This window comes from Salidesulfovibrio onnuriiensis (assembly GCF_008001235.1).
GTDB classification, from domain to species: Bacteria; Desulfobacterota; Desulfovibrionia; order Desulfovibrionales; family Desulfovibrionaceae; genus Pseudodesulfovibrio; species Pseudodesulfovibrio onnuriiensis.
Genome location: NZ_CP040751.1, coordinates 840137 through 852061, shown reverse-complemented (window position 1 = coordinate 852061; position 11925 = coordinate 840137). Strand labels below are relative to the sequence as shown.

Annotated in this window: 14 protein-coding genes; 7 read left to right on the top strand and 7 right to left on the bottom strand. The window is 61.0% G+C overall.

The window, feature by feature from the left end; translation table 11 throughout:
* The first annotated feature begins 10 nt into the window (after nt 1–10).
* The 3 genes from FGL65_RS03950 to era all read left to right on the top strand — a co-directional run bounded on the left by FGL65_RS03950 (nt 11) and on the right by era (nt 2013).
* Complete coding sequence (locus FGL65_RS03950; protein WP_187170523.1) at nt 11–478, top strand: cyclic nucleotide-binding domain-containing protein; 468 nt, start codon at nt 11–13, stop codon at nt 476–478.
* Nucleotides 479–619: 141 nt separating this feature from the next.
* Complete coding sequence (locus tag FGL65_RS03945) at nt 620–958, top strand: carboxymuconolactone decarboxylase family protein (RefSeq protein WP_147819759.1); 339 nt, start codon at nt 620–622, stop codon at nt 956–958.
* Between the two features lie 140 nt (nt 959–1098).
* Nucleotides 1099–2013, top strand: a complete 915-nt coding sequence (era, locus tag FGL65_RS03940) for a GTPase Era (protein WP_147819758.1) — start codon at nt 1099–1101, stop codon at nt 2011–2013.
* Between the two features lie 79 nt (nt 2014–2092).
* Here the strand turns inward: era and FGL65_RS18150 are convergent, their stop codons facing one another.
* A complete protein-coding gene (locus tag FGL65_RS18150) occupies nt 2093–2314 on the bottom strand; it encodes a flagellar biosynthesis anti-sigma factor FlgM (protein ID WP_250645567.1) in 222 nt (73 codons plus the stop codon).
* 278 nt (nt 2315–2592) lie between these two features.
* Here FGL65_RS18150 and FGL65_RS03930 point away from each other — a divergent pair, with 278 nt between their 5' ends.
* Nucleotides 2593–4326 (top strand): glycosyltransferase family protein, encoded by a 1734-nt coding sequence (locus tag FGL65_RS03930; protein WP_147819756.1) that lies wholly within the window; start codon nt 2593–2595, stop codon nt 4324–4326.
* Here FGL65_RS03930 and FGL65_RS03925 read toward each other — a convergent pair.
* Both FGL65_RS03925 and FGL65_RS03920 read right to left on the bottom strand, forming a co-directional pair.
* Nucleotides 4323–5195: a tetratricopeptide repeat protein gene (locus FGL65_RS03925; protein WP_187170522.1), complete on the bottom strand. Its 873-nt coding sequence runs from the start codon at nt 5193–5195 to the stop codon at nt 4323–4325. The genes FGL65_RS03930 and FGL65_RS03925 overlap by 4 nt on opposite strands.
* A 187-nt stretch (nt 5196–5382) precedes the next feature.
* Complete coding sequence (locus FGL65_RS03920) at nt 5383–6984, bottom strand: flagellar hook protein FlgE (RefSeq protein ID WP_147819754.1); 1602 nt, start codon at nt 6982–6984, stop codon at nt 5383–5385.
* 327 nt (nt 6985–7311) lie between these two features.
* Between FGL65_RS03920 and FGL65_RS03915 the strand changes: the two genes are divergently transcribed.
* Nucleotides 7312–7896, top strand: a complete 585-nt coding sequence (locus FGL65_RS03915; RefSeq protein ID WP_147819753.1) for an OmpH/Skp family outer membrane protein — start codon at nt 7312–7314, stop codon at nt 7894–7896.
* Between the two features lie 55 nt (nt 7897–7951).
* Here FGL65_RS03915 and FGL65_RS03910 read toward each other — a convergent pair whose 3' ends face one another.
* Together FGL65_RS03910 and FGL65_RS03905 are read right to left on the bottom strand one after the other, a co-directional pair.
* A complete protein-coding gene (locus FGL65_RS03910) occupies nt 7952–8296 on the bottom strand; it encodes an Hpt domain-containing protein (protein WP_147819752.1) in 345 nt (114 codons plus the stop codon).
* A gap of 50 nt (nt 8297–8346) precedes the next feature.
* Nucleotides 8347–9480, bottom strand: a complete 1134-nt coding sequence (locus FGL65_RS03905; RefSeq protein ID WP_147819751.1) for a glycosyltransferase family 4 protein — start codon at nt 9478–9480, stop codon at nt 8347–8349.
* A gap of 289 nt (nt 9481–9769) precedes the next feature.
* Here FGL65_RS03905 and FGL65_RS03900 point away from each other — a divergent pair, with 289 nt between their 5' ends.
* Nucleotides 9770–10267, top strand: a complete 498-nt coding sequence (locus FGL65_RS03900; RefSeq protein ID WP_147819750.1) for an RlpA-like double-psi beta-barrel domain-containing protein — start codon at nt 9770–9772, stop codon at nt 10265–10267.
* A 64-nt stretch (nt 10268–10331) separates the two neighbouring features.
* Here the strand turns inward: FGL65_RS03900 and FGL65_RS03895 are convergent, their stop codons facing one another.
* Together FGL65_RS03895 and FGL65_RS03890 are read right to left on the bottom strand one after the other, a co-directional pair.
* Nucleotides 10332–10895: a YajG family lipoprotein gene (locus FGL65_RS03895; protein WP_147819749.1), complete on the bottom strand. Its 564-nt coding sequence runs from the start codon at nt 10893–10895 to the stop codon at nt 10332–10334.
* Between the two features lie 14 nt (nt 10896–10909).
* Nucleotides 10910–11338, bottom strand: a complete 429-nt coding sequence (locus FGL65_RS03890) for a hypothetical protein (RefSeq protein ID WP_147819748.1) — start codon at nt 11336–11338, stop codon at nt 10910–10912.
* A 117-nt stretch (nt 11339–11455) separates the two neighbouring features.
* On the opposite strand from FGL65_RS03890, the gene FGL65_RS03885 reads away from it, so the two are divergent.
* A complete protein-coding gene (locus FGL65_RS03885) occupies nt 11456–11923 on the top strand; it encodes a hypothetical protein (protein WP_147819747.1) in 468 nt (155 codons plus the stop codon).
* Nucleotides 11924–11925 lie beyond the last annotated feature (2 nt).

Here is an 11925-nt window from a genome sequence, read left to right as displayed (position 1 = left end):
CGAAATGATCATGGACGTGCTGCGGTCCATTCCCCACTTCAGCGACATGCAGGTGGACTCCCTCAAAGTCATGGCCCTGGTGTGCAACCACATGAACTACCAGCCGGGAGCCGAGATCTTCAGTGCTGGCGACAACGACGACCGGGCCTACTTCCTGGTGGAAGGCGCGGCCGAGGTGGTGCGACAGGACGAACGGGGCGAAACCATCGTGGGCACGTTCGAGCAAGGGTCGTTCATCGGCGCGCTGGCGCTGCTGGCGAACGTGAAGCGCCTTTTCACCCTGCGTGCCAAGACCCCGCTGAAATGCCTGATCATCCCCCGCAAGAAACTCTCCCAGGCCCTGGGGCAGTCCGGCGACGGCTTCAAGGTGTTCCTGAAAAACATCGCCGCCAGCATCGTGAACTGGGAAGAGGCCCAGCTCCGTTCCGGCACCTGCACGGAAAACAGCCTGGGCACCACCGGGGTGAGCCTGCTGTAGTTTTCGACAGCGTCGGCCTGCATTTCCTTGCCTTCCAAAACGAATTGCTTTTTATTGTGGATTGAACAACGCCGCCCGGGTCCGCGCCCGGGCATGAACATTCGCCCCGGCCCGGCCGGGGAAAAAGCAAGGAGATACACCATGCAGGAACCCGCAGAAAAAGCCGTTGAACTGTTCCGGCACATGAACAAGCACCGCCGCGACATCTTCAAGGCATACCAGAGCTTCACCTCGGCCATCAAAAAGGGCAGCTCCATCGAAGGCAAGTACCAGAGCCTGATCCTCATCGCCTGCTCCATCCTTTCCCAGTGCGACATGTGCATCTCGCTCCACGTGCAGAACGCGGCCACCCAGGGCGCCACCAAGGACGAGATCATCGACGCGGGCCTTCTGGCGGTTGCCATGGGCGGCTCCCCCAAGATGATGTACATGAAGTACGTGTACGAAGAGGTAGCCAAGCTCTTCGACGAAGAGGAATAGGCCTCATCCTGTTTCGAACCGGTGAGGGGCTTCCGGAAAAGTGCTTCCTCACCGGGGTTCACCCTCTTGCAAAGGTGGCGTTTTGGGACCGATCAGGCTACAACCCCGAAAAACGCGAACCTCAACAAGACATAAAACATATGAATACACATAAATTCGGCATGGTGGCCCTCATCGGACCGCCCAACGCAGGCAAGAGCACCCTCATGAACCAGTTCCTGGGGCAGAAGGTGGCCATTGTCTCCCCGCGTCCGCAGACCACCCGGAACCGCATCAGCGGCATCCTGAGCACGGACGAATCCCAGGTGGTCTTCCTGGATACGCCGGGCATCCACCGCCTGCGGGGCAAGATGAACAAGTTCCTGCTCGATTCGGCCTGGAACGCTCTGGCAAACTGCGACGTGGTCACGGTCATGATCGACGCGGCCCTGTATGCTTCCAAGCCCCACCTGCTGGACAAGGAAATCGCCCCGCTGGTCAAGCCCGTGGCCAAGACCGGCCGTCCCGTGCTGGTGGCCATCAACAAGGTGGACCGGGTCAAGGACAAGCCCTCGCTGCTGCCGGTGCTGCAAAAGGCCAACGAATACTGGCCCGAGGCGGAAATCTTCCCGGTTTCGGCGCTCAAGGGGGATGGAACCCGCCCCCTGCTGGACAAGATCCTGGAATTGATTCCGGAAGGTCCGCCCATGTACCCGGAGGATCAGGTTTCCACCGTTCCGCTTCGGTTCATGGTTTCGGAAACCATCCGGGAAAAGCTCTTTCTCTCCCTGCGTCAGGAACTGCCCTACGGCACGGCCGTGGAGATCGAACTCTGGGAGGAGGATCCCGAGTCTGGACGGGTGAACATCTCGGCCGTGATCTACACGTCCAAGAAGAACCACAAGGGTATGATCATCGGCAAGCAGGGCGCCACCCTCAAGGACATCGGCTCGCGGGCGCGCAAGGAGATCCAGGAAATGCTGGACTGCCGGGTGCACTTGGAGCTGTGGGTCAAGGTCCGGGACGGCTGGACCGAGGACCCCGGATTCCTGCGGGCCCTGGGACTGGGCGAATAGCCTCCAACCCCGACACAGGCATAGCATGCCGAAATATGCTGAAATATAAAATGAAAAAGGCCGGTTAAACCGGCCTTTTTCATGCTCCCTGATTCAGAGCGGATGTCAGAAGACGGGCTATATCCTTTATATCCGGCTTGTACAAACCGGCCCGGACCTGCTGCTTGAGCGCTTCGAGCTTGCGGGCCCGGTCCTCTTCCGGAGCGGGCGCTACTGCCGCTTCGGCTTCCCTGCGCGCCATGCCCCGTTCCGAGCAGATATTGCTGAGTGCCTGTTCCAGGCCATCCCACTTGTCGTCCACGTCCTGTCTCCCCGTTGAGCCTCGCCCGGGAAGGGCCGCGGCCCTCCCCAGTCTCCCTGATCCCCGCAACGACGCCTCCATGCCCGAGGCATGGAAGTCCGGTGTTGCCCGGACCGGCGCGGTTTCTCCCCGGAACATTCCGGCCGCGCCTGAAGTTCTTATCGGAAGCCGCCCGGGATAAGTTAGGGCGCGGAGCCATCATTTCACGAACTGTCCCCCAACCTGCGGGTTTCCCATGATATCTTTTTTCCGCCCCCCTGCTGCGGCGGACATTGAACATGACAAAACCGCACCGGAAGGTGTATATCCCGACAGACATTGACATTCTTCAAAGGATCGCCATGCGGCTCAATTCCATATGCCTCATCGACTGCCGTCCGGACATCGTGGAGCACTTCCGGGCCCTGGTCCCCCGGGTACTGGCCTTCAAGCCGGGCCTGGAGGAATACATCTTCGACCTGCCCGCCGCACTGGAGGAGTCCGGGATTTCCCCGGACGCCATCGTGCAGCAGGAAAACCTGACCCGGCGCGTCCTGGTCGCGGGGCTCGGCAACTACGACTGCCCCAAACTCTTCTGGGGGCTGGACCCGCATCTCAATGCTCACTGGCAGGCCTATTACGCCCGCCTCTTCGACCTGACCTGCTCCACACAAAAAAGAAGCATACCGGATCTCCGGCTCCGGGGAGCGGCCGACGTGCGCTGGCTGCCCTGGTTCGCCCCGGCGGGCGGGGAGTGGGTGCCCTGGAGCAAACGGGAGCACAAGATCGCCTTTGTGGGACGCATCACCCCCCAGCGTCCGGCCCGGGAATGGATGGTGGACCTCCTGAAAACCCAGTTCAAGGAAGCGCAGCCAGCCATCAGGGACGGCCTTGCCTTCAACGAAATGCTCGACCTCTACCGCCACTCCATGCTGGCCCCCAACGAAACCATCTTCAACGAAACCAACCTGCGGCTTTTCGAGGCAGCCGCCTGCGGATGCCTGGTATTCAACCCGGACACGGGCGAGGAAATGGAGGGGTTGTTCGAGCCGGGCAAGGAGGTGGAGGTGTTCGACACCATCGCCGACCTTCGGGAACTGCTGACACAGCATCTGGCGGATACCCGCCGGGCCCAGGCCATGGGCCGCGCCGCCTTTGAACGGACCCAAACCGAACACCGCATGGAGCACCGGGTAAAGCGCATGCACGACTATCTTCGGGACGCGGGGTCGCATGCAGCCTCGGGCGACGAGGAAAACAAATGGTTCTGGCTTTCAGCCTTCGCGCTCCTGGAAGCGGGCCTCTGCGGCATCCCCGCAACCACCGTACTCAGGGAAATAACAGCGCTGAAACAGGACGCGGACGTCACCACGGCCCTGCTGCGGGCCCAGACCGGAAGCGGCAGCCGGGAAACCCTCGGCAACATGCAGGTGATCCTGGCCGGAAAGCTTCATGAACACAGCCTGGATATCAATGTGGCCGGAAGCATGCTGGCCCTCAGAAACGCCCAGGAACAAGCCTTCTGGGACTGCGCCAAGACCTTCTGGTACCGCCACCTTCAGACAACGGGAACAACAGCCCCGCAGCCGCCCCAAGACGCGCAGCACCTGTATTTGCTCTGGGCCAGGGAGTTGCGCAAGCAGGGGCGCATCCTCAAGTCGGGCTTCGCATTTGATCCGAAGCGCCACCTGCCCTCCACAGCCGTGGAATGCCTCATGGCCGTGCTGCACCAGGAACCGCAGCACCTGGAGGCTCTGCAACTGCTGGAGGCCATGACCAGGGATATCCGGGGACTGGAACAGAGTCGCGTGGGCTATTTGTCCATCCTGACGCTCTTCAAGCGAAACGACTGGAGAATGGGACTGGAATTGGCCCTGGCCAACCTGCGGGCCTTCCGGCTTCAGCCGGGGCTGGAGGAGCTGGCCGTGGCCCGGTCGCTGGCCCGGGAACAGGGGCAGCAGGCGCACTTCGAACGCAGCCTCAAGGCCAGGGACCCCTGGGGCAGGCTGCGACGCCTGCTGGGCGAAGATTAGGAATACTGCCGGATGTTTTCCCGGCATGCGGCCACAAAGGGGTGCTCCCCGCCCGAAACCCGTTCCATGATGGACGCGGCCCGTCCCCACTGCCGCACGGCCTCGGCCGTCCGCCCGGAGGCAAGCAGGGTATAGGCCAAACCATCCAGGGCCGGTGCAAGCATGGGGTTGTCCTGCGTGTAGATCTCCTCCCGGAGTTTGATGCAGGCCAGGTATTCCCGCTCGGCACCGTCCAGGTCGCCGGCGGCCAGCCGGACCATGCCCAGGCCTTCGTGGTCGGCGGCGATGTCCGGGTGTTTCTCTCCCTTGACGTCCACATCCACTGCAAGCGCGGCTTCCAGGTAACGCACGGCCTGGTCGAACCGTTCCTGCTGGAACAGGAAAAAACCGGCCTGATGCAACACCCTGTTGGCCGCCACGGACCGCACGCCCTGCTCCACCAGACCGAAACAGGCCTCCACATGGGGCATGAGCGGTTCGGCCGCATACCAGTTGCCGGGCTCGGCGTCGGGCAGGCTCAGGTTGAGGACATAGCAGGCACGCGCGGCCCATTCGAGCCGCTCTTCGGCGGAAAGCAGTTCCAGAACCGCCTGCCGCACCTCGGGGGGGATGCTGAAGGTCTGCAACTCGCCATCGCTCAGGGCCAGGCCGCCGGACAACAGGGGATCAAGGGTGGCGGCCATGGCAAAGACGGCCGCTGCGGGATTGAGCAGGGCCGGACTGTGCATGCCTCCCTCGATATGAAGCGCGAACTCCGTGGGCAGCGGGGCATCCGCAAGAAAGGCCCCCATGCACAGGACCTCGGCGGCCATGGGCGACTTGTCCCGCAATTCCTGGATCGTTTTTCTGATGCCCGCGATTTCGGCCATATGGACTCCTTGGCGTGTTTGCAACGGTCCTACCCGGAATTCAGCCATAAAACAACTGCGACCCCAAAGGGATGGGCCCTTAAAACAGAGTGCTTATTGATAATTTATTCTTTAATAATCTATTGATTTTCAAAAAAAATAAGGCCGCCGATTATCATCGACGGCCTTACAATCGATTGCACGTTGCCTAGCGCTTGATCTGCAGGGCAGTGTTCATCAGGCTGTCCGAGGTGGTGATGACCTTGGTGTTGGCCTGGAAAGCCCGCTGGGTCAGGATCATGTCCGCAAACTCCTTGGCCATGTCCACATTGGACATCTCCAGGCTGCTCTGGGAAATCTCCCCGCGTCCCTCACTGCGGGCCGTGCCGATGATGGCCGCCCCGGAATCATTGGTGGCGGAGAACACGTTGTTTCCCTCCCGCCGCAGGCCGAACTCGTTGGTGAACAGATACAGGTTGATCTGGTAAAGCCGTTCCTCTTCGCCGTTGGTAAACCGGCCGGTCAGGAACCCGTCCCGATCCACGCTCAGAGCCTGAAGATAACCCTCGGCATAGCCGTCCTGGCTCGAGAAAATGGTGGCATTGCCCTGGGTGGAATAGCTGGTCATGTGCATGCCCGCCCGTTCCCAACCCGAAAGATTGGGCACGGCCCCCGCATTGGAACCGATGGCGTTGGCACCGGCGTTGGACCCCGTCACGGTCCAGGTCGACGAGGGCGAGGAAATGCCAAAATCAAAGGAAATGGTCTGGCCGGTGGCAGAAGCCCCAGACCCGGCAAAGGTCACATCCAGTTGTGGCACGCCGCCCGAACCGAAGGTGGTCAGCGACCAGTTGCTCAGCACCTTGGAGGCGCCGCCCGTTCCGAGGGTGTACATGGACAGTCCGGAAATACTGCCCACGGTGTCGAACATCATGGTTCCCGCCGCCAGAAGCCCGGCAGCGGATGTTCCGGCAAAGCCGGAGCGCCCGTCTTCGGCGGGATCTATGGTGACGATATACTCCCAGTAGGAAGCGCCGCCGCTGGCATTGGACAGGGTGGACGGCGTGACCAGATCGTAATGAATGGTCACGGTATGCTTGGTGCCGTCCGCATCAAAGACATCGAGGGACGAGGAATTGCCCGAGACAAACGTCCCCGCGCCCGAGGAGCCACCCTGCCAGGCGTCGAACATGGCAAAGAAGGGATGCGACGCATTCGTGAACCGGTCCCCCTGCAGGGGGTCCAGGTTGGCGACCATGTCCACTGCCGTGGTGGCCCGAGGAGGAGAGACAACGGCTCGGGAGACGCTGCCGTCCGGATTGGTCACATCCTCGTAGGGCAATAAAATATCTGTGGCCGAGGCTGCCACCGAGCCCGTATCCCGGTCCACGGCATAGCCCTGCAGCCGGAGCCCGTGCGGATCCACGAGGTAGGCCTCGTTATTGAACCGGAAAACGCCGTTGCGGGTGTAGCGCATGACGCTGTTTGCCGAATCGCGCACGCCGAAAAAGCCCCTGCCCCCGATGGCCAGGTCGGTCACCGTGGTGGTGGTTTCAAAGGAGGCCTGTTCGAAATTGGGCAGGATGGCGGCAACCGAGACGCCCTTGCCCTTCTGGGAAACCGAAAGCACCCCTGCATCGTCCTTAATGCCGGGCGTACCCGCGTGCACGCTCATGAGGTCGGCGTAGCGAATCTCGCTGCGCTTGTACCCGGTGGTGTTGACGTTGGCCAGGTTGTTGCCGATGACCTGCATTCCGGTACTATACGACTTCAACCCGGTCACGCCGGTATACATGGAACTGAAACCCATAACTCTAATCCTCCTGACCGGCTCTGCCGGTACAGCCGGGAACAATCGGTTACCCCTAACCGGAAACATGTTCCCAGTTTCTTCTCCACCGGTACCAAAGCAATGGGCGTGCCAAATGTTTTTTCTTAAATTTAAGGGTATTATAAACAAAACAGCTCGGAACAAACTGCCGGGGAAAGCCAACAACCGCCCTTCTGCGTTCCCCGAAGGATATTTCCTGTCGTCTCAAAGGGTGGACAGCGAAAAGCTCGGCACGTATGGTGCCACAACTTGTGCTGCGCGCGTCTCCGCGCCAGACAAAACAAAATCTATACGGAGCAGTACCTGATGAAACGCATTGCCATCTCTCTTATTCTTATTCTGGGCTGTTTGACCGCCCTCGCGGCCTGCAACGCGCAGGGGCCCGCCATCGGCGTTCTGGATGAAGCCGCAGCCTTCCGCGACAACAACGCAGCGAAAGCCGCCATGGACTTCCTCCAGGAAAGGAGCGCTCCGCTGCAGGCTGAGGCGGAAGCCGCCTACAAGGCCATGCAGGCCGAGGAAAACGAGGACACCACCAACGCCTACCGCGAAGCCATGACCAAGCTCAAGACCGTCATGGGTGCGGAACAGCAGCGCGTGGTGAGCATGCTCAGCGAAGAGTTCAACAAGGTCATCGACGAATACCGCACCGCCAAGGGCCTGTCCCTGGTGGTCAACAAGCAGTCCGTCCTGTCCATGGATGAGTCCGTGGACATCACCAAGGACGTGATTGAAGCCATGAACAAGCTCAATCTGGACTTTGCTGTTTCGGTGGAAGTATCGGAAACGCCGGAGCCCGCCGCGGCAGCGCCCGCACCGGAAAAGGCCGAGCCCGAAAAAGCAGCTGAAACCAAGCCCGAGGCGGAAAAGCCTGCGGACGACAAACAGTAGGCCACAGCACGCAAAAAAGCCCCGCTTCCCTTTGGAGGCGGGGCTTTCTTCTTTCCTACAGTTCGTTCAAAAACAATCGCATTTCCTCGAGGGCGGCATCCAGGGTCCCGGTAAATTTCTCATATACGGCCCGCACCCGCACCAGATCGCCGTCCTTGGCGGTGGCCTCCATGTCCAGGGCCATCTCCACCAGGGCCTGCGCCCGGACCACCCCGGACATTCCCTTGAGGGAGTGGGCCGCCTTGGCCGCAACGCCGCTGTCATTGGTCTGCAAGGCCTCGCCCAGCTTTTCCGAACGCAGGAGGCTGTCCTCGATATACGCCACCAGCAGTTCCGCAGCCAATTCGGCGTCACCGCCAAGGCTGTCCATGAACGCGCTTGAATTGAAAATCACTCCCATACAGAATGCCCCCGAACCGGCATGTGGTTATTCCCTCCGCGCCACGACGGCTACCCGGCCTTCCCCACCATATCTTTATACAGATCATAGTACAGCCCGGCAACCTTCTCCAGCGAAAACAGGGAAACAACCCGTTCCCGGCCCAAGGCCCCCATGGCCTGCCGTTCATCATTCCCGAGCTCCAGCAGCCGGAATATCCCGCGGCACAACCCGGACGGATTCCCCGGCTCGACCACCACGCCAGCAGGGCCCACGATCCGGGCGGAATCGCCCACATCCGTGACCACGCAGGGTACGCCGCAGGCCAGGGCCTCGCCCACCACATTGGGGAAGCTCTCCCCGATGGAACAGCACACGGCCACGTCCAGGGCGGCGGTCAGGGAGGGAATGTCGCTCCGCCTGCCGAGCAGGAACACGGAGTCCTCCAGGGCCTCTTTCCGGACGAATTCCGCCAGCTCTCGGTTCTCCCAGGAAATGCCGTCACCGCAGAGCACGAAACGGACTCCGGGATGCAAACTCCGGAGCTCCGCGGCCGCCCGCAGGAATCCGGCATGGTCCTTCATGGGATCGAACCGGGCCACCAGGCCCACCAGCAGGGCATCGGGCGCAAGACCCAATTCCCGCCGCAGGCGCTCGCGGGCCTCCGCGTCCGGGGAAAACCGGTCCGTGTCGAACCCGTTGGGAATGACCTCGAATCGCCTGGCCCGGTAGCCCAACCGTTCATGAAAACGCCGCGCTTCATCGGAATTGGCCAGCACCACGGTTGGCAGGGGGGAGAGCCAGGAACAGAGTTTGAGCACCAGGGAGGTGGTCCACCCGTAGCGGGAAAGATCCATGTAGGAGCATCGGATATTCCAGGCCACCGCCGAATGTCCGGCCAGCCGGGCGGCCAGCAGCCCCAGCAGGTCCGCATGGTACAGCCATGTCTGGACAACATCCGGCCGCCAACTGCGGATGATGCCGGAAAGCTTCCACAGCGCGCCCAGGGAAGGCACGCCCCGGCTCATGCCCAGGGAATCCACCCGCACACCCATGGCGGCCAGCTCCCCAGCCAGGGGACCCGGCGGCAGCAGACTGACAACGCGGCATTCCACGCCGCGTTCGGGCAGCCGGGAAACCAGCTTGCAGAGCATGGTTTCTGCGCCTCCGGTGTTCAACCCCGTGATGCAGTGCAATACCTTCATGATTTTCCTCGCAATATGGCCGGGAGACTACCCCGAAACGCGTTGGGCGTCCAACGTCGCGCTCCTCCAAAGACCAGGGCCGGACAAAAAAATAAAAGCATGACAAATCAAGCGACTACAAAAAGGCGGAATTGCATTTTCCTCCAAGCAAGTCTTCCGCATCAGCTTGTATTCCGGGTCGTTAGCCGACCGGCAATGCGCATAACCCATGGTTCCCGCCCGGATTTGACACAATCGTCCTCGCTCATTATATGCGAATCCTCCAGACAGATCAGGAGCTATCACAAATATGAAGCATAAAATCAATTACGTAATTATCACAACACTTTGCGTTCTCGTCGCAGCTTTGGGCGTCATTATCGGTTACAAGGACCGGGCCATCGACACCCTGCGCCACGAGCTGGCGTTGGCCAATCATACGGCCGAGGCGCGCAAGGTGATGGTGGAGGAAGCCCGGTTGCTGCAAAAGGCGGTCAACGCCAACAGCCAGGTTCTGAAGGTAACCGTCACGGCCTACAATCCCGTGGCCGAGCAATGCGATTCGGACCCGCTCATCGCGGCCAGCATGCGCAAGGTCCGGGAAGGGACCGTGGCCGTCTCCCGCGACCTGTTCGACCAGGGATGGGTCTTCGGCAAGAAGGTCAGGATCGAAGGATTGGGCATCTTCGAAATCAACGACCTCATGAACAAGCGCTTCACCAAGCGGGTGGACGTATTCATGTGGGACGAAGGCCGGGCCAGAAGGTTCGGCAAGCGGACCATCAAGGCTGCCCTGCTCGACCTCTGATGACCGGCTTTGCATTTGAAATGAAAAGGGGCGCTCCCGTTCGGGAGCGCCCCTTTTTTGCGCCTTATGAAGTCAGGGCCATGGACACCATCTGCTCCATGACCCCCTGCAGAGCCTCGGTGAGCACCTCTTCCCGGCTGCTCACCCCGAATATGATCGGTTTTTCCCGCTCGGCGGAAAAGGTCCGGGCCACAATAACCTTTCCCTCCCGCTCCACATTCAGGAGCACGGAAACCTTTGCCTTCCACACGGTCTTGCCCATGGGCATGAGCCGCACGTCCACGACTTCGCCACTCAGGATCGTGCGGGCACCCTCGTCCTTGCGGATACCGTGGTATTCCACCGGGCAGCTCAGGGCGCTCAACTCCTCGTACAGGGACCAGCCCACCCAGTCGGCCACATCCGTTGCCGGACGAAGCAGGTTGCCGTCCGCATCACGCCCCAGGCTTCGCTGTTCGCGCGCGTCCTTGAACTTGAGCACGGTCATGGGCCCACGGCAGGCCTGCCCGGGGGAGGCCACCAGGGAATAATTCAAAGGCACCACCGTATTCGCGGCGCATCCGGCCAGGACGGCCGCGCCCAGAAATGCCACCAGACAAAAGCATATCTTCCTGATCATCGTGTTCATCCATTTTCTCGTTGCTAAATGGTCTTGTCGTTTTCCGGGGTCTGCCCTTCGGGCTCCCCGGGGTCGCCTTCCGGCGTCGATTCCAGTTCCTTTTCCAGCTTGTCCATGATCTTCTTGGAAAGATCGAGCATACGCTGCATGCTTTCCCGGGCAAACTCCCGGGCGGACTCATCCAGTTCATCCTTCTGCGCGCGCCCGGCCAGGGCCTCGGCAAGCTGCTCCATCTGTCCGCGCAGGGACTCGATATCACCCTTCAGGGCCTCCAGCCGGCGGTCGTTCTCGATCCGCAGGGAAAGGAGATCCTGCTCTATCCGGGAAAGACGAGCTTCCATTTCACCGGAAACCGCCACCTTGCCCGGCACGGACAACTCCTGGGAAGGAGACTCGCCGCACCCGGCGAGGAGCACGCAAAGGGCCAACGCAGGCATCAGCAGTCTGAACATGGAACCTCCTTTTCGCCCGTCACTAGCACAGCCGCAGAATTGAGACAATCCATGTGCAAACACTTGCAATTCGCCCCAGAATTATTAGGATCGACTCTTCAAACAAAGGAGCTGCACATGAAGGGGAAACAACTCCTCCTGACCATATTCACCTTGATCCTGTTCCTCCCCCTCTCCGTCACGGCCGGTGATTTCGTCCAGAATCCCGCCCCGGAAAAATTCCGAGACATGGCCTTCGGGGCCAGCCTGGAGAGCCTCACGGATCTCGTCCCGGTCCCCAAGGCGGGCTACAAGGACACCTACTACCGCAAGGACGAAAAACTCACCTTCGGTCAGGCCGACATTCTTTCCGTGGCCTACTACTTCCGGAAGGACAGGCTCTACAGGGTGGGCGTGGCCTTCGAGGGCGAGACCAACTATTTCCTGATCAAGGACAAGCTCATCCGCGATTTCGGCCCGGGCAGGGCCGTGGGAGCGCGCTACGGCTGGATGTGGCCCGAGTTCTCCATGGAGATCAACTACGACGCATCCCGGCACCAGGGCGGGCTCTACTACACCTACGAAGGCAAGCCCCAGGACGGTTAGAA